15 protein-coding genes are annotated in these 16,597 nt (G+C 60.2%); 14 read left to right on the top strand and 1 reads right to left on the bottom strand.

What is annotated here, in order from left to right; genetic code table 11:
* Positions 1-76 precede the first annotated feature (76 nt).
* From SIC14_RS20595 to SIC14_RS20575, 5 genes are all read left to right on the top strand, one after another.
* The gene (locus SIC14_RS20595; RefSeq protein ID WP_412563774.1) at positions 77-1,036 is read left to right on the top strand and encodes a haloalkane dehalogenase; all 960 of its coding nucleotides are present in this window, start codon (positions 77-79) and stop codon (positions 1,034-1,036) included.
* 23 nt (positions 1,037-1,059) lie between these two features.
* The gene (locus SIC14_RS20590; RefSeq protein ID WP_412563773.1) at positions 1,060-1,452 is read left to right on the top strand and encodes a hypothetical protein; all 393 of its coding nucleotides are present in this window, start codon (positions 1,060-1,062) and stop codon (positions 1,450-1,452) included.
* A gap of 357 nt (positions 1,453-1,809) precedes the next feature.
* Entirely contained in the window at positions 1,810-2,814 is a 1,005-nt protein-coding gene (locus SIC14_RS20585) for a glycine betaine ABC transporter substrate-binding protein (RefSeq protein ID WP_412563772.1), read from the top strand.
* 115 nt (positions 2,815-2,929) lie between these two features.
* Positions 2,930-3,820 (top strand): ABC transporter permease, encoded by an 891-nt coding sequence (locus SIC14_RS20580; protein WP_412563771.1) that lies wholly within the window; start codon positions 2,930-2,932, stop codon positions 3,818-3,820.
* Positions 3,813-4,838 (top strand): quaternary amine ABC transporter ATP-binding protein, encoded by a 1,026-nt coding sequence (locus SIC14_RS20575; protein WP_412563770.1) that lies wholly within the window; start codon positions 3,813-3,815, stop codon positions 4,836-4,838. The genes SIC14_RS20580 and SIC14_RS20575 overlap by 8 nt, the downstream gene beginning before the upstream one ends.
* A 66-nt stretch (positions 4,839-4,904) precedes the next feature.
* On the opposite strand, the gene SIC14_RS20570 is transcribed toward SIC14_RS20575, so the two are convergent.
* Complete coding sequence (locus tag SIC14_RS20570) at positions 4,905-5,846, bottom strand: GlxA family transcriptional regulator (protein ID WP_412563769.1); 942 nt, start codon at positions 5,844-5,846, stop codon at positions 4,905-4,907.
* Positions 5,847-5,954: 108 nt separating this feature from the next.
* On the opposite strand from SIC14_RS20570, the gene SIC14_RS20565 reads away from it, so the two are divergent.
* The 9 genes from SIC14_RS20565 to SIC14_RS20525 all read left to right on the top strand — a co-directional run bounded on the left by SIC14_RS20565 (position 5,955) and on the right by SIC14_RS20525 (position 16,435).
* Positions 5,955-7,115 carry an acyl-CoA dehydrogenase family protein gene (locus tag SIC14_RS20565; RefSeq protein ID WP_412565908.1) on the top strand — a complete coding sequence of 387 codons (1,161 nt, stop codon included), beginning with the start codon at positions 5,955-5,957 and terminating at the stop codon, positions 7,113-7,115.
* 3 nt (positions 7,116-7,118) lie between these two features.
* The gene (locus SIC14_RS20560; protein WP_412563768.1) at positions 7,119-9,158 is read left to right on the top strand and encodes an acetate--CoA ligase family protein; all 2,040 of its coding nucleotides are present in this window, start codon (positions 7,119-7,121) and stop codon (positions 9,156-9,158) included.
* Entirely contained in the window at positions 9,151-9,954 is an 804-nt protein-coding gene (locus SIC14_RS20555; protein ID WP_412563767.1) for a carnitinyl-CoA dehydratase, read from the top strand. Before SIC14_RS20560 ends, SIC14_RS20555 begins: the two co-directional genes overlap by 8 nt.
* Position 9,955: 1 nt before the next feature.
* Positions 9,956-10,882 carry a 3-keto-5-aminohexanoate cleavage protein gene (locus SIC14_RS20550; protein WP_412563766.1) on the top strand — a complete coding sequence of 309 codons (927 nt, stop codon included), beginning with the start codon at positions 9,956-9,958 and terminating at the stop codon, positions 10,880-10,882.
* Positions 10,882-11,646 (top strand): SDR family oxidoreductase, encoded by a 765-nt coding sequence (locus SIC14_RS20545; protein WP_412563765.1) that lies wholly within the window; start codon positions 10,882-10,884, stop codon positions 11,644-11,646. The genes SIC14_RS20550 and SIC14_RS20545 overlap by 1 nt, the downstream gene beginning before the upstream one ends.
* Positions 11,643-13,064, top strand: coding sequence for a carnitine 3-dehydrogenase (locus SIC14_RS20540; protein ID WP_412563764.1), 1,422 nt, complete (start codon positions 11,643-11,645; stop codon positions 13,062-13,064). The genes SIC14_RS20545 and SIC14_RS20540 overlap by 4 nt, the downstream gene beginning before the upstream one ends.
* Positions 13,065-13,152: 88 nt before the next feature.
* Positions 13,153-14,394, top strand: a complete 1,242-nt coding sequence (gene pepT, locus SIC14_RS20535) for a peptidase T (protein WP_412563763.1) — start codon at positions 13,153-13,155, stop codon at positions 14,392-14,394.
* A gap of 329 nt (positions 14,395-14,723) precedes the next feature.
* A complete protein-coding gene (locus tag SIC14_RS20530) occupies positions 14,724-15,791 on the top strand; it encodes an isopenicillin N synthase family dioxygenase (protein WP_412563762.1) in 1,068 nt (355 codons plus the stop codon).
* The gene (locus tag SIC14_RS20525) at positions 15,791-16,435 is read left to right on the top strand and encodes a LysE family translocator (protein WP_412563761.1); all 645 of its coding nucleotides are present in this window, start codon (positions 15,791-15,793) and stop codon (positions 16,433-16,435) included. Before SIC14_RS20530 ends, SIC14_RS20525 begins: the two co-directional genes overlap by 1 nt.
* The last annotated feature ends 162 nt before the right edge of the window (positions 16,436-16,597 follow it).

Genomic DNA, 16,597 nt, shown 5'->3' with positions numbered 1-16,597 from the left:
CCTGTGTCGATTTATGGTTCATATTTGATGTGTCATTCAAGGGGCAGTTCAAAACAACCCTTGAAGGAGAGACCCAATGAAACGACGCAGCTTCCTGACTTCGGCTGCCGCGCTGGCTGCGGCAGCGTCCCTGCCTGCCTTTCCAGCATTGGCCGCGACGGGGGCAGAAATGCCCTACACCAAGAAGGTCAAAACCATTCTGGGTCACAAGATGGCCTATGTGGATGAGGGGCAGGGGCGGCCGGTGGTGTTCCTGCATGGCAACCCGACGTCCTCTTACCTGTGGCGCAACATCATTCCCCATGTCAGCAAGACCCACCGCGCGGTTGCGCCGGATCTGATCGGTATGGGCGACAGCGAGAAAGTGGCCCTCACCGACACCTATGCCGAAAGCGCTGCCCATCTGCATCAGTTGCTGGATGAGTTGGATATCCGTGACGCAGTGCTGGTGATCCACGACTGGGGGGCAGCGCTGGGCTGGCACTATGCCCGCACCCGTCCGGACCGGATTTCGGCGATCTGTTTCATGGAAGCGATGGCGCCGCCCTTCATGCCGATCCCAAGCTATGAGGCGCTGGGGCCTTTTGAGGATTTCCTGCGCACCATCAACACGCCGGGTGCGGGCGAGCAGCTGATTATGGAAGAGAATTACTTCCTCGATAACTTCTTGAAACACGGCTCCCCCAAGGGGGCGCTGTCCGAGGCGGTGATGACCGAATACAACCGCTATTACCCCACGTCAGCTGACCGCAAGATCCTACTGGACTGGCCGCGTGAAATTCCCATTGGTGGGGCCCCTGCGGATGTGGCTGCGGTGGTGCAGGCCAACAGTGAATGGCTGCTGGGCACCACATTTCCCAAGCTGATGTTCCATGTCGATCCCGGCGCCATTATCCCAATGCAAATGTCCGAGGCGCTGAAGGGCCTGCTGACAAATCTCGAGACGGTTTACCTTGGGGCGGGCGGACATTTCCTGCAGGAGGACTACCCCAATGAAATTGGCACCGCGCTGGCCGAATGGCTGCAGCGCGTGTGATTTAGAACGAAAGGAGCAAGACCATGACAACGTTTTCCAATGCCCCCGATACCTCCCCCGAAATCGGCCGCGACAAACCCCTGACCCTTCGGGCGATTTTTATTCTCAATGCGCTTAAGGTTTTGCTGACGCTTGGCTTTTTCGCTGCCTTTAAATGGGGCGGTTTTGCCCTCCATGGCTTGGCGGGCGACAGCGCGGCGCAGCTGATGCTGGTGGCTGCGGCGGGCTATGCGGCGGCTTTTGGGCTGATCGTTGCGTCGATCCTGAACCGTCAAATCCGCGGGATCCGTACCGCGATTGTTCTGGATCTACTGATCTCGATCGCGGCAGGGGGACCCATTGGCTATGTCATCGCCGCTGTCAGTATGTGGCTGTCCTTCACGGGACCGGTGAAACGCTACTTTGCCTATCGCTAGGGCTAAGTCGCGCGCAGAAACAGAGGTCTAAAAACGACATCGTTTTGGACCACCGTTCCTGCGCACAATGCTGGGGTGTTCGGGGCTGAAGTGGGCGCACCCTGCATTGAAACGGCAAAAATAACTGTAAAACCAGCGATCACGATTGCTGGACGGCGGCGCTTGGCAGTTTACTTTGAATCCCACGTGTGGTCTGTTTCCGACATAGGCCCGGCTAAATGTCGTTTTTGGTTCATGGTTTGGTAGCTCTTTGGTGGGAAAGCTGTACCGGGAAATCGCCCTCTCCGGCGGTGAGATAACGCGACAGAAATGATCGTGGTTGAGTAACTTGAAAAAGTCTTTGGGAGAAATCTGAACATGAAAAAGATCACAGCGCTTGGCGCGATGAGTGTGAGTGTATCTCTGTTGGCCGGGGCTGCCGCTGCGGATTGTGGCAACGTCACCATTGCAGAATGGAACTGGGCCTCAGGTGAATTGATGGCCAACGTGGACAAAATCATCCTCGAAGAAGGGTATGGCTGCGAAGTGGACCTGGTGCCCGGCGCAACCACCACAACCTTTGCGTCGATGAACGAAAAAGGCGAACCGGATGTTGCCGGTGAACTGTGGATCAACGCGGTGCGCGATCCGCTGGCCAAAGCCACCGAAGAAGGGCGCCTGCATTCGGTTGTCAACGGCCCGATCACCGGTCTGGGGGAAGGCTGGTGGGTGTCGCCTGCCTTTGTGGAAGCCCATCCCGAGCTGAACACCGTGGAAAAGGTTTTGGCCCGTCCTGACCTGTTCCCCTACGTCGAAGATGAAAGCAAAGGCGCTTTCCTGGGCTGCCCGGCCGGCTGGGGCTGTCAGCTGTCCAATGCCAACCTGTTCCGCGCCTTCGGCATGAAAGACAAAGGCTGGACCCTGGTTGATCCGGGCTCGGCTGCCGGTCTCGACGGTTCGATCGCCAAGGCGGTTGAACGGGGTGAGAACTGGTTTGGTTACTACTGGGCCCCAACTGCAATGATCGGCAAGTACAACCTGACTCTGCTGGAGTGGGAAACCGAATGGGGTGGTTCAGAAAACTGGGACGGCTGCATCGTGAAGCCGGAACAGGAATGTCTGGAACCGCAGATGACCTCTTACACCGAATCCGAGGTGCATACCGTGGTCACTGATCGTTTCCTGAATGAAGGCGGCATTGCAGTGGATTACCTCAAGGAACGTGTGTTCCCGGGGGACGTGATGAACACCATGCTGGTTTACATGAATGAAAATCAGGCGACCGGTGGCGATGCCGCCTGGCACTTCCTGGAGACCTATCCCGAAATCTGGGAAGCCTGGGTCAGCGAAGATGCCGCGATGGGCGTGAAGAAAGAACTGTGATCTGACCGATCATACCGTGGACGGGGGGGCAAACGCTCCCCCGTTTCCTTGCGCGTCTCATGGATAAGGGGCGGCGGGGAGGGCCAATAGGGCAAGACCAGAAGGGGGTGGAACCATGTGGGAGTTCCTGACCGAGTTTCCGTCGCTGGGGCGACGTGACCTCGCTGATTTCAAAAATACAATCGATGGGGCCTTTCGTGGCTTTTCGCGCGAATACGGCGAAGCGCTGGAGGTGTTCTTCTCACCGCTGCTGCACTTCCTGGTCTGGTTCGAGAAACTGCTTCTGGCGACCCCTTGGCCGTTGATCATTGTGATCATGGGCGGCCTCGCCTGGCTGGGCTCGCGCAGCTGGAAAATCACCGTGGGCACCGGCATCGCCTTTCTGGTGATCGGCTTCATGGGCATGTGGGAAGACACCATGGCCACGCTGGCAATCATTTCGGTTGCCACCCTGCTGTGCATCCTGATCGGCATTCCCATCGGCATCCTGATGTCACGGTCTGACCGGATGCAGGCGACGATCACGCCGGTTCTGGACGTGATGCAGACCATTCCCAGCTTTGTTTACCTGATCCCGGTGGTGATGCTGCTGGGCATCGGCAAGGTGCCGGGGCTGTTGGCGGTTCTGATCTACGCGATCCCGCCAATTGTGCGCCTGACCAATCTGGGCATTCGACTGGTGGACAAGGATGTGCTGGAAGCGGCGGATGCTTTCGGCGCGTCGCCACGGCAGAAACTTTTTGGTGTGCAGGTGCCGCTGGCGCTGCCCAATATTTTTGCCGGGGTGAACCAGACAATCATGATGGCCCTGTCGATGGTGGTCATTGCCTCGATGATTGGGGTGAAAGGCCTTGGGGTGCCTGTGCTGCGGGCGATTTCGAACCAGTATCTTGCGCTGGGCCTGATGAACGGTCTGGCCATTGTGGCGCTCGCGATCATCTTTGACCGCATTTCACAAAGCTACGGCAAGCGCCTGCAGGCATATCGGGGGCAGGGGCATGACTGAACCAAAGATCAAGATCGAAAACCTCTACAAAATCTTCGGGACCAACCCGAAGAAGCACCTTCCCAAGGTGCAGCAGGGCATGAGCAAAGACGACCTTTTGGAACAGCACAATCATGTGTTGGGGGTCGACAATGTCTCTCTCGATATCCAGCCGCGCCAAATTCAGGTCGTGATGGGGCTGTCGGGGTCAGGCAAGTCCACCCTGATCCGCCATATCAACCGTCTGATCGAACCCACGGGCGGCAAGCTGTCGATTGACGGCGAGAATGTTCTGGCCATGAACGACGTGCAACTGCGCGATTTGCGGCGCTTCAAAATGTCGATGGTGTTCCAGAAATTCGCCTTGCTGCCGCATCGGACCGTGCGGGAAAACGTCGGCTACGGGCTGGAAGTGCAGGGTGTGGAGGAGGCGGATATCCTCAATCGCACCTCTCATTGGATCGAGCGTGTCGGCCTTGCGGGCTATGCGGATAAGTTCCCCGGCCAGCTGTCCGGCGGTATGCAACAACGGGTTGGACTGGCGCGCGGTCTGGCAACAGATGCGGATATCCTCCTGATGGATGAAGCGTTTTCGGCGCTTGATCCGCTGATCCGGTTCGACATGCAGTCGATCTTGCTGGAGTTGCAGGAAGAGCTGCATAAAACCATCGTGTTCATCACCCATGATTTGGATGAGGCGCTGCGGCTTGGGGACAATATTGCGATCCTGCGAGACGGCGGTATGGTACAGAAAGGCGATGCGCAGGAAATTGTGCTGAACCCGGCTGATGACTACATTCGCGACTTTATCAAGGACATCAACCGCGGGCGGGTGATCCAGCTGCGGGCGATCACCGAACCTTTGGCGACGGGCGTGACCCCCAATGGAGCACCGCAGATGGCGGGCAACACCGTGTTGGAGGACGCGCTGGGCCCGCTGGCCGATGCGCCGAACCAGACCATCATGGTTACGGATCCGTCGGGGGCTGTGGCGGGGTCTGTTTCCCTGACGCGGGCTATTCAGGCGCTGCACACCTAGCTTGGGTGTGTGAAGACACACAGGGGCCATCCTTCGGGGTGGCCCTTTTTGTTTGGCCACGCCTGTTCAGGTCACGCGCTGCCGGGCCTCCCGCGGGGAGAGGCCGAATTCGGCGCGAAACGCCCGCGCCATAGCCGTAGGATCGCGGTAGCCGCAACGCAGGGTAATTTCGGCAACGCTTTCGCGGGTTTGCTCCAACCGTCTGCGCGCTTCTCCGAGCCGGATCCGGCGGTAAATCCGGGCGGGGCTGGTGCCGCTTTCGGCCTGCGCCACCTGTTCCAGCCGCCGTTGCGAAATACCCAAATGCCGAGCAATCGCAGGGATCTCCAGCGGGTGTTCCACATTGCGGCGCATTAAGGCGGCGGCGGCGCGCAGCAGTTGATCCTCGGGCCAGCGACGAAGGGGGTTCACCTGCGGGTCGCGTTCGCCAAACATGAAGAGAGAAGCGACTTCCAGCGCCAGCGCTGCCCCGTGGTGCTGTTCGATCAGCTCCATCATCAGTTCCAGCGTGGTTGTGGCCCCGCCGCAACTGGCGCGGTTGCCGTCCAGAATGAAGCGGCTGTCGCTGACCTCAACCTCGGGAAACGTCTCTTCCAGCGCGGCCAGAATATCCCAATGGGCAGTGGCGCGGTGGCCGTCCAATAGACCAGCCCCCGCCAGCAACCACGCCCCTGTGTCCAGGCCGGCCATCAGGTCAAACCGCCCCGCCGCCGCCCGCAGCTGACGCCGCAGGGCCGGGGTGTCAAGCGTCTCAAACCCGTAGCTGGGCATCACCAAAAGCGCCGCGCCTTTTGCCTCTGCCGTCAGGGCCTGAGGTTGCACCGGCAGCGCCGAGGAGGACTGCAAAGCGGCATCTGTCAGCCCGTAGTGAGACCAGCTGTAAAGCGGACGGCGCGACAGGGAATTGGCGGCGCGCAAAGGCTCCACCGCATTGGCAAGGCAGAGGTTTGAAAAACCCTCAAACAGCAGAATGCCAAAATGGCGAAGGTTTTGTTGCGATTCTGGCATGATTTTTGGCAATTCCCGCAAGGTTGGCCGCAAAACCCTGCGCTAGCGTTTTGAAAAACGCAATGACGCAAACAGGGATTTCGGATGCAACAGGATCAGGCATCAGGGCTGAATTTCGGCCTGAGTGAAGAGCAGGAGATGATCGTCTCCACTGTCCGCAGCTTTGTGGAGAAAGAGATTTACCCACATGAGGCAGAGGTCGACCGCACCGGCCATGTGCCGCTGGAACTGGGCAACGAGATCAAGCAGAAATGCCTCGATCTGGGATTTTACGCTTGCAACTTCCCCGAAGAGGTCGGTGGCGCGGGGCTGAGCCACATCGACTTCACCCTCGTTGAACGGGAGCTGGGGCGCGGGTCGATGGCGCTGACGCATTTCTTTGGTCGGCCGCAAAACATCCTGATGGCCTGCGCAGGGGAACAGCGCGAGAAATACCTGCTGCCTGCCGTGCGGGGTGAACGGATGGACGCGCTTGCGATGACGGAACCCGATGCCGGTTCCGACGTGCGGGGCATGAAATGTCAGGCGGTGCGCGATGGTGGGGATTGGGTCATCAACGGCTCGAAACACTTTATTTCGGGTGCGGAACACGCGGATTTCTTTATCGTTTTTGTCGCCACCGGCGTCGATGATACCCCACGCGGGCCGAAGAAACGGATCACCTGTTTTCTGGTTGATCGTGGTCATCCCGGTTTTGATGTGCGTGAAGGTTATAATTCGGTCAGTCACAAGGGGTACAAGAATTACATCCTGGCTTTTGATGATTGCCGCCTGCCGGATGCGCAGGTTCTGGGCGAGGTGGATGGCGGGTTCGATGTGATGAACGAATGGCTCTACGCCACCCGCCTGACGGTTGCCGCCTTCTGTGTGGGACGGGCGCGGCGCTGTTTTGATCACGCGCTGCAATATGCCATCGAGCGTAAACAGTTCGGTCAGCAGATTGCCAAGTTTCAGGGCATCAGCTTTCAAGTCGCCGATATGATCACCGAGATCGACGCCGCCGACTGGATGACGCTGTCGGGGGCCTGGCGATTGGATCAGGGGCTGCCCGCCAACCGCGAGATCGCCAGTGCGAAACTTTACGCCAGTGAGATGCTGGCGCGGGTCACCGACACCACCTTGCAGATTTTTGGTGGCATGGGGCTGATGGATGACTTTCCGATCGAGCGGTTCTGGCGCGACGCCCGGGTCGAGCGGATCTGGGACGGCACTTCGGAAATTCAACGTCACATCATCAGCCGGGATCTGTTCCGGCCCTTGGGGGCCTGAGCCTTGCGGCGGCTGTCACGGCTGCTGACCCCACGCTCAATCGCTGTGATCGGCGGCGGGGCCTGGGGGGCGAGTGTGATCGAACAATGCCGCAAGATCGGCTATCAGGGCAAACTCTTTGCCGTGTATCCCAAGCGGGCCGAGGTTGCCGGTGTGGCGACGGTTGCCTGCGTGGCGGACCTGCCAGAGCCGCCGGATGCGGTGTTTGTTGGGGTCAACCGTACGGCCACGGTCGAAGTGGTGCGTCAGTTGAGTCAAATCGGGGCGGGGGGTGCGGTCTGCTTTGCCTCGGGCTTTTCCGAGGCGGAGGCCGAAACCGGCGATGGCGCGGGCCTGCAAGTCGCGCTTTTGCAGGCGGCGGGGGACATGCCGATCCTTGGGCCGAATTGTTATGGGTTCCTGAATTACCTTGATGGTGCAGCGCTGTGGCCGGATCAGCATGGTGGCAAACGGGTGGCGCGCGGCGTGGCGATCCTGACGCAAAGCTCCAACATTGCCATCAACCTCACCATGCAGCGGCGCGGCCTGCCGCTGGCCTACGTGGTGACGCTGGGCAATCAGGCGCAGACCGATCTGGCCGAGGTGGCGCGGGAGCTGTTGACGGATCCTCGGGTAACGGCGTTGGGGCTGCACATCGAAGGCATCGGGGATCTGCGTGGGCTGGAGGGTTTGGCGGCAGAGGCCGATGCCGTTGGCAAACCCATAGTGGCGCTGAAAGTGGGGGCCTCGGAACAGGCGCAGGCGGCCACGGTGTCTCATACGGCATCTTTGGCGGGGTCGGCTGTGGGCAGTGCGGCGCTGTTGAAACGGTTGGGCATCGGACAGGTGCAATCGCTGACGGGATTGGTGGAGGCGCTAAAGGTCCTGCATGTGGCCGGGCCTCTGGACCATGCGGGGATTGCCTCGATGTCCTGTTCGGGCGGGGAGGCCAGTCTGATGGCGGATCTTGGCGCGGCCGCAGGCGTGACGTTTCCACCGTTGTCCGAGGGGCAGCAACAGGGGTTGCGGGTGGCCTTGGGGCCCAGTGTCGCACTCGCCAACCCGTTGGATTACCACACTTATATCTGGGGAGATGAGGCCGCGATGCAGCGCTGTTTCTCCGCCATGATGACTTCGGATCTGGCGCTGGGGGCGGTGGTGCTGGACCTGCCACGCGGTGACACCTGCGACGCGGCGGCCTGGGATCCGGTGCTGCGCGCGGTGGCGGCAACCCTGCGGGACACCGGGCGGCCAATGGCTGTGCTGGCCAGCCTGCCCGAAGGCCTGCCCGAGGATCTGTCGGAGCATTTGATTGCCGAAGGTGTGATCCCGCTTTGTGGCATGTCGGCCGCGCTGGAAGGTATCCGCGCAGCGGCCTCGGTCGGGAAACCGTTTGGCGTGCCACTGCTGTTGCCAGAGGGCGGCGAGGGCAAAGTTCTGAGCGAGGCCGAGGCCAAAGCGGCCTTGGGCGCATTCGGTCTCAGGGTGCCGCGATTTGCCCGCGCCTCAGGTGCCGACGAGGCGGCGAAACGGGCGGCTGAGGTCGGGTTCCCAGTGGTGCTGAAGGCCGAAGGTCTGACACATAAAAGCGATCATGGAGGGGTCGCGCTGAACCTCTGTTCGACTGAAGCTGTGTCCGAGGCGGCGGGTCGGATGGCTGCGGGTGCCGGTGCGCAAAGCTTCCTCATTGAGGAAATGCTGCAGGATAAGCTGGCGGAGCTGCTGATCGGCGTCACCCTTGATCCCGCACATGGCTATGTCTTGACACTGGCGGCAGGCGGCGTGCTGACCGAGGTGTTGCAGGATGCGCAGCACCTGTTGCTGCCGACGGATCGCGCTTCGGTCCTAGGGGCCCTGTCGGGGCTGAAAATGCACCGTCTTCTGACCGGCTATCGCGGTGCGCCGCCCGCCAATATGGACGCCATTTGCAACGCGGTCTTGGCGGTGGAGGCCTACGTCATGGCTCATCGCCCCGCCGAATTGGACATCAACCCATTGATCTGCGGCGCACAGGATGCAGTTGCCGCGGATGCGCTTATCAAAACAGGAGGTCGCGATGACTGACGTGACAGCTGACACATCAAACCCGATTGAAACCCACCGTGACGGCCATGTGCTGGAGGTGACGCTGAACCGGCCCAAAGCCAATGCCATTGATCTGGCGACCAGCCGGATCATGGGGCGGGTGTTTCAGGACTTCCGCGATGATCCGGACCTGCGAGTGGCGGTCATCACCGGCACGGGGGAGAAGTTTTTCTGCCCCGGCTGGGATCTGAAAGCGGCTGCAGACGGCGATGCTGTGGATGGCGACTATGGCGTTGGTGGCTTTGGAGGCCTGCAAGAGCTGCGCGGCCTGAACAAACCGGTGATTGCGGCGATCAACGGCATCTGCTGCGGCGGAGGGCTGGAGCTGGCGCTGTCAGCCGATATCATTCTGGCGGCGGAACACGCGACATTTGCCCTGCCGGAAATCCGGTCGGGCACCGTGGCGGATGCGGCCTCGATCAAATTGCCGAAACGCATACCGTATCATATCGCGATGGAGATGCTTTTTACCGGGCGCTGGCTGGACACTGACGAGGCGGCGCGTTGGGGGCTGATCAATCAGGTGCATCCTGCGGAGCAACTGATGGAGAAAGCGCGGGAGATGGCGCAGCTCATCGCCTCGGGCCCGCCGCTGGTCAATGCCGCGATCAAGGAGATCGTGCGAGAGGCCGAGGACATGAAGTTCCAAGACGCCATGAACCGCATCACTCAGAGCCAGTTTGCCACCGTCGAAAAGCTCTACACCTCAGAAGATCAGCTGGAAGGCGCCCGCGCCTTCGCTGAGAAACGTGACCCCGTTTGGAAAGGGAAATAACATGCCATTGTCGATGAACCGCGACGTTTTCATTACCGCTGCCGTGACCGGATCCGGCGGCACGCAGGACCGCAGCCCTCATGTGCCGCGCAGCCCCGAGCAGATTGCCAAGTCCGCCATTGATGCTGCCAAGGCCGGGGCGGCGGTGGTGCATTGCCATGTGCGTGATCCCGAAACCGGGGCGCCCAGCCGTGATCTGGGGCTCTACCGTGAAGTCACCGACCGCATTCGCGACGCAGAGGTGGATGTGGTGCTGAACCTCACCGCCGGTATGGGCGGGGATATGGTTTTTGGCCCGACCGAGGCACCGCTGCCGGTGAACCCCGCTGGCACCGATATGGTGGGGGCAACCGAACGTATGGCGCATGTTGCTGAGTGTCTGCCTGAGATCTGCACCCTGGACTGCGGCACGATGAACTTTGCCGAGGCCGATTACGTCATGACCAACACGCCGGGCATGCTGCGGGCGATGGGGCAGATGATGACCGATCTGGGTGTGAAGCCCGAGATTGAGGCCTTTGACACCGGCCATTTGTGGTTTGCCAAGGAACTGGTGAAGGAGGGCGTCTTGGCACCTGACGCCTTGGTGCAGCTGTGCATGGGGGTACCGTGGGGCGCGCCAAATGACCTCAATACCTTCATGGCGATGGTCAACAATGTGCCTTCTGACTGGAATTGGTCGGCCTTTTCGCTAGGGCGGGATCAGATGGCCTATGTGGCGGCCTCGGTTCTGGCGGGCGGCAATGTGCGCGTGGGGCTGGAGGATAACCTGTGGCTCGACAAAGGCGTGCTGGCGACCAATGCGCAGCTGGTCGAACGGGCTGTGACCATAATTGAAAACATGGGCGCCAAGGTGATCGGACCAGAGGCCGTGCGTGAACGGCTGGGGCTGGTCAAACGCGCGCCTGTTGCCAAAGGCACCGGCTGATGGCGCAGCGGGTCGTGGTGACGGCTGGGGCGTCAGGCATTGGTCTGGCGCTGGCCGAACGGTTTCTGGCAGACGGGGCGGAGGTTGCGGTCTGCGATGTCGACCCGGAGGCTGTCAGCCGTTTTGCCACCGCCCATCCCGGTTGTCTGGCGATAGTGGCTGACGTCACCTCGGCCACGCAGATGGCAACGTTTTTGGCCGCGGTGGAGGCGCGTTGGAATGGCGTCGATGTGGTGTGTGCCAACGCGGGCACGGGTGGCCCCGTTGGCCCGATTGAAACACTGGACTATGCCGATTGGCAGCGCTGTCTCTCGGTCAATCTGGATGGGGCCTTCCTGATCTGTCGCTGGGCGGCGGGGCCGATGCGGGTGCAGCGCGGTGGCGTTATCCTCATCACCTCATCCACTGCGGGTCTGTTCGGCTACCCGATGCGCAGCCCCTATGCGGCGGCGAAATGGGGTTTGATTGGCCTGACCAAAACTCTGGCGATGGAGCTGGGCCCTTCAGGCGTTCGGGTGAACGCCCTTTGCCCCGGTTCGGTCGAGGGGCCGCGCATGGACTGGGTTGTTGCCAACGAAGCCACTCAACGCGGCCTCAGCGCGGAAGAAGTCCGCGCCACCCATGTGGCCAACACGTCGATGAAAACCTGGGTGGAGCCCAGTGAAATAGCAGACACGGCTGTGTTTCTGGCGTCGCCTGCGGCGTCCAAGATCTCAGGCCAAGTGCTGTCTGTGGACGGACATACAGAAGGATTGTTTCAATGACACAGAAGGCTGCGATTGTTGGCGGCGGCGTCATCGGCGGGGGCTGGGCGGCGCGGTTTCTGCTGAATGGCTGGGATGCGGCGGTCTTTGACCCCGACCCTGAGGTGGAGCGCAAAATTGGCGAGGTTTTGGACAATGCGCGTCGGGCGCTCCCGGCGCTTTATGACAAACCTCTGCCACCAGAGGGTGCGCTGACATTTCACGATGATCTGGCCACGGCGCTGGAAGGGGCTTCTTGGGTGCAGGAAAGCGTGCCGGAACGGTTGGATTTGAAACATCGCATCCATGCAGATCTGACGGCGCTGGCGCCGGCAGAGGCGGTGATCGGCTCCTCCACTTCGGGCTTCAAACCGTCTGAACTGAACGCGAAGGGTGCGCGTGCCATTGTCGCCCATCCGTTTAATCCGGTCTATCTGTTGCCGCTGATCGAACTGGTAGGGGATCCCGATGAATGTGACCGCGCGGCTGAAATTCTGCGTTCTGTAGGCCTATATCCGCTGACTGTCCGTAAAGAAATCGACGCCCATATCGCTGACCGTTTTCTGGAAGCCGTCTGGCGCGAGGCGCTGTGGCTGGTCAAAGACGGCATCGCCACCACCGAAGAAATTGACGAGGCGATCCGCATGGGCTTTGGCCTGCGCTGGGCGCAGATGGGCCTGTTCGAGACCTATCGGATTGCAGGCGGCGAAGCGGGCATGAAGCATTTCATGGCGCAGTTCGGCCCGGCGCTGGAATGGCCCTGGACCAAACTGATGGATGTGCCGGAGTTCACCGACGAATTGGTCGATCTGATCGCGGGGCAGTCCGATGCGCAGTCTGGCCACCTGTCGATCCGTGACCTGGAACGTCTGCGCGACGACAATCTGGTTGGGATCATGCGCAGCCTGAAGCAATCGGGCAGCGGGGCAGGGGGCGTCATCACGGCGCATGAGGCTGCGCTGGAGGTGCCGCAGATCGCAGACCTGCCGGTGACACTGGACATTCAGGTGCCGCAGACCTGGACCGATTACAACGGCCACATGAATGAAGCGCATTATCTTGAGGCGGGCGCCAAGGCGACGGATCAGTTCATGGTGATGATTGGCGCCGATGCGGACTATATCGCCTCGGGCCTCAGCTATTTCACCGCCGAAAGCCACGTGCGCTATCTGAACGAAACCCATGAAGGCGCGCGCCTGCAGGTGGAAACCCAAGTGATCAATGGTGAGGGCAAGAAGCTGTATCTGTTCCACAACTTACTGTCAGGCGGCGGCCTTGTGGCTACGGTGGAGACCCTGCTGCTGCATGTGGATCTGGACACGCGGCGCTCCTGCCCGCCTGCGCCCAAGGTGGCAGAGGCTCTGGTGCGGATTGCAGCGGCCCATGCGGTTCTGCCGAAACCCGAGGGTCTGGGCCGTTTTGTCGGCCAGCGCCCGTAGCGTTTTGGCATGAACAGGTGGCGGGGTGGGTTGCTTGACTTTCCCCCCGCCAGCCCCCTTTCTGCCTAAGGAACCGCAGGAGGGTATGATGAGCGATAGATTTACCGATGAACTTGAGGACCGGCTGGTCCGCTACGCGGCAATTGACAGCCAAAGCGACGCTGACAGCCCCTCTGCACCCAGCACAGAAATCCAGTTTGACATGCTGCGGCTGTTGGAAAAGGAACTGGCAGAGATCGGCGCGGCTGAGGTGGAACTGACCGATTACGGGGTGGTTCTGGCCACAATTCCGGGCAATGTGGACGGGCCAACCGTGGGCTTTCTGGCCCATGTCGATACCGCGCCGCAGTTCAACGCGACCGATGTAAAACCGCGAGTGATCAAAGGCTACAACGGTGGCGACATCACCTATCCCGATGATCCCGAACTGGTGCTTTCCCCGTCTGAATTCCCCTATCTGGCGGAAAAGCAGGGCCATGACATTATCACCGCCTCAGGCCTGACCCTGCTGGGGGCGGATGACAAGGCGGGGGTGGCGATCATTATGACGATGGCGCGCCATCTGCTGCAAAACCCTGAGATCAAACACCCGACCCTGCGGATTGCCTTCACCCCGGATGAAGAGATCGGCCGTGGTGTGGGGCAAGAGCTGCCGCGCGACATGAAAGCGGATTTTGCCTATACGCTGGATGGCGGCAAAGTTGGGGAAATCGAGTACGAGAGCTTCTCGGCGGATGGGGCCTTGGTGACCATCAAAGGCGTGTCGATCCATCCGGGCTACGCCAAAGAGAAGATGGTGAACGCCATCCATTTGGCGGCGAAACTGGTGCAGACGTTGCCACAGGCCACCATGACGCCCGAAACCACCGATGAGCGCGAAGGCTTCATTCATGCCACCGACATGGTTGGCGGGTCGTCCGAGATGAAGGTGCATTTCATCCTGCGCGATTTCGAACTGGACGGGTTGGCGGCCAAGGGGGAATTGCTGCGCAAGACCTGCGAAGCCCTGCAGCTGTCCGAACCACGCGCCGAGATCACCTGCGAAATCCAGCCGCAATACCGCAACATGCGCTACTGGCTGGAAAACGACATGACACCGGTGGAACTGGGGCGGGCTGCAAGTCGGGCCCATGGGCTAGAGCCGCTCTCGGTTCCGATCCGTGGCGGCACCGACGGATCGCGCCTGACCGAATTTGGCGTGCCAACGCCAAATATCTTCACCGGCATGCAAAACATTCATGGCCCGCTGGAATGGGTGTCGGTGCAGGATATGGCGCTGGCCACCGAGGTTTGCCTGAGCCTAGCACAGAAGGCCGGCGAAAACGGGTAAGACCCGCTTGAATTGTGTCCACAACGGGGCCGTTGAACGTGAAGAACCGCGAAACGGCCCCATTTCAAACCGCGTTTTCCAGGTTTTAGAGGAAAACCACTGCTCGTCATTTTATTGACGAGAGGCACCACCCTCGGGTGCATTTACCCCGAAAAACCCCGTTGTTTTCCTTGCGAAGGGCTGCGCGTGATAGGTGTTTGACAGGTGTCAACTCCCGCTTAGACAGAGTTGTTTGTGGCGAGAATGCGCCGCAAACCCTTCTGATTTCATAAAATAAACCCAAATTCCTGCGATTCTCGCTCCGGTCACTACTCAACTGGAGCATTCACATGCAACCGCACCACACAACCGAACCCCAAGGCGCCTCTCCGGAGCTGCCGCTGATCAGCGTTGCTGCGCTGCGCTCAGACGATCCGGCGGCGCAACAACAGGTCGCCGACGCGCTTGGGCAAGCCGCCCAGACCTATGGGTTCTTCCGGATCTCTGATCACGGCATCAGTCGCGCATTGATTGAGGAAACCTACCACCAGGCGGCGCGTTTCTTTACGCTGCCCGAAGCCCAGAAACGGCTTTACTACATTGGCGACAGCACCAATCATCGAGGTTATGTGCCGTTCAGCGAAAAGGGCGATTACGCCGATGAGGTGAACCGCAGCTATGAGGCCTTTGATCTGGGGGTGGATCTGCCCAAGGACGATCCCGACTATCTGGCGGGCAACCGGTTGCTGGGGCCGAATGTCTGGCCGATCTTGTCCGGCTTCAAGCCGGTGGTGGCGCAGTATTACCACGAAATATCCACCCTTGGCCGCCTAATCACCAGCGCTTTGGAAATGCATCTGGGGCTGCCCAAAGGGGCGATGTCATCGCAGATGGACAAGCCGATTTCGCAACTGCGTCTGTTGCATTACGTGCGCAAATCGCAGCGGGTGGATCACGCCTCTGTCAACATGGGGGCGCATACGGATTACGAATGTCTGACCCTTTTGCACACACGCAACCCCGGCTTGCAGGTTTTGGCGCAGGATGACAGCTGGATCGACGTGCCGGTCGATCACAACGTCTATGTTTGCAACATCGGTGACATGCTGGAGGCCTGGAGCAATGGCATCCTGAAGTCGACCCCGCACCGGGTGGTCAACTCCAGTGCGGAACGCTACTCGATGCCCTATTTCATTGCCGCAAATCATGATGCGCTGATCGAACCCTTCCCGCAGCTGGTCAGCGAGGAACGCCCCGCCGCTTATGAACCGTTCAAGGCAGGGGACCATTTGGAAAGAATGCTCATGCGCGATTTTCCGTATTTACGCGCAGCAGTTGCAAAGGCTAAGCTAATAGGTGGAGTGGAGGAAGAAATCCACAACCCATTCGAGCACAGATTTAATAAGAGCACTGCATAATGCCCCCATTTGACACCATTCTGGCCGTTGTTCTGGCTGGATTTGCCCTCAGCGCAACGCCCGGTCCTTCCATGTTATATGTCCTCTCACGAACGGTTGGTCAGGACCGTGCGGCAGGATTTGCATCGGCTTTTGGTTTGGCGCTCGGAGGCATGGCCTTGGCTGTGGCCACCGCAGCTGGGCTGGCGGCGCTGTTTGAGAAGGTGACCTGGATTGTCCCTGCGTTGCGCTATCTGGGGTCGGCCTATCTGATCTGGCTGGGGGTCGGCATGATCCGTGACGCCCGCGCTGAGGCGCAGGCTGACCTAGAGGTCAGCGCGGTCACTCAGAAACCGTTCCGCGCCATTGTCTGGCAGGGGGTTCTGGTGGAGCTGATGAACCCGAAAACGGTGCTGTTCTTTGCCCTATTTCTGCCGCCCTTTGTCACCATGGGAGAGGCCGATGGATCGGTCGCATTGCAGTTCCTGATCCTTGGCGCATTGGTGCCGCTGACGGCGATCCCGTCAGATATGCTGGTGGTGTTGATGGGGTCAAAAATGGCCGGCGCGATCAACCAGAGGCGTCAGCTGCGCGAAGGCATGGCCTGGGCCGGGGGGCTGATGCTGATTGCCATCGCCTTGAACCTGCACTTCGGTTTTATCTGACCCCTGATCTCCGTCGCAGTTTAAAGAGTTTGCCCCGTCTCCGTAGCCATCGCCACGAGGCGGGTTTTCTTTTGCACGGTCGGTCTCAGGTGATTTTGAACAGGGCAATGAGGCAACAATTCCCCTCGCAAAGCCCGCCAGCAGGTGCTTTTGCGGGCCGCT

It is taken from the genome of Thalassobius sp. MITS945101 (assembly GCF_047123305.1).
Taxonomy (GTDB): Bacteria; Pseudomonadota; Alphaproteobacteria; order Rhodobacterales; family Rhodobacteraceae; genus Thalassobius.
The sequence above is the reverse complement of the archived record's forward strand: the minus strand, read 5'-3'. Positions and strand labels throughout refer to the sequence as shown.

What these genes read in the sequence shown, in the direction of transcription:
- SIC14_RS20595 (WP_412563774.1), top strand. Translation starts at nt 77, where the DNA reads ATGAAACGACGCAGCTTCCTGACTTCGGCTGCCGCGCTGGCTGCGGCA.
- SIC14_RS20590 (WP_412563773.1), top strand. Translation starts at nt 1,060, where the DNA reads ATGACAACGTTTTCCAATGCCCCCGATACCTCCCCCGAAATCGGCCGC.
- SIC14_RS20585 (WP_412563772.1), top strand. Translation starts at nt 1,810, where the DNA reads ATGAAAAAGATCACAGCGCTTGGCGCGATGAGTGTGAGTGTATCTCTG.
- SIC14_RS20580 (WP_412563771.1), top strand. Translation starts at nt 2,930, where the DNA reads ATGTGGGAGTTCCTGACCGAGTTTCCGTCGCTGGGGCGACGTGACCTC.
- SIC14_RS20575 (WP_412563770.1), top strand. Translation starts at nt 3,813, where the DNA reads ATGACTGAACCAAAGATCAAGATCGAAAACCTCTACAAAATCTTCGGG.
- SIC14_RS20570 (WP_412563769.1), bottom strand. Translation starts at nt 5,846, where the DNA reads ATGCCAGAATCGCAACAAAACCTTCGCCATTTTGGCATTCTGCTGTTT.
- SIC14_RS20555 (WP_412563767.1), top strand. Translation starts at nt 9,151, where the DNA reads ATGACTGACGTGACAGCTGACACATCAAACCCGATTGAAACCCACCGT.
- SIC14_RS20550 (WP_412563766.1), top strand. Translation starts at nt 9,956, where the DNA reads ATGCCATTGTCGATGAACCGCGACGTTTTCATTACCGCTGCCGTGACC.
- SIC14_RS20545 (WP_412563765.1), top strand. Translation starts at nt 10,882, where the DNA reads ATGGCGCAGCGGGTCGTGGTGACGGCTGGGGCGTCAGGCATTGGTCTG.
- SIC14_RS20540 (WP_412563764.1), top strand. Translation starts at nt 11,643, where the DNA reads ATGACACAGAAGGCTGCGATTGTTGGCGGCGGCGTCATCGGCGGGGGC.
- pepT (WP_412563763.1), top strand. Translation starts at nt 13,153, where the DNA reads ATGAGCGATAGATTTACCGATGAACTTGAGGACCGGCTGGTCCGCTAC.
- SIC14_RS20530 (WP_412563762.1), top strand. Translation starts at nt 14,724, where the DNA reads ATGCAACCGCACCACACAACCGAACCCCAAGGCGCCTCTCCGGAGCTG.
- SIC14_RS20525 (WP_412563761.1), top strand. Translation starts at nt 15,791, where the DNA reads ATGCCCCCATTTGACACCATTCTGGCCGTTGTTCTGGCTGGATTTGCC.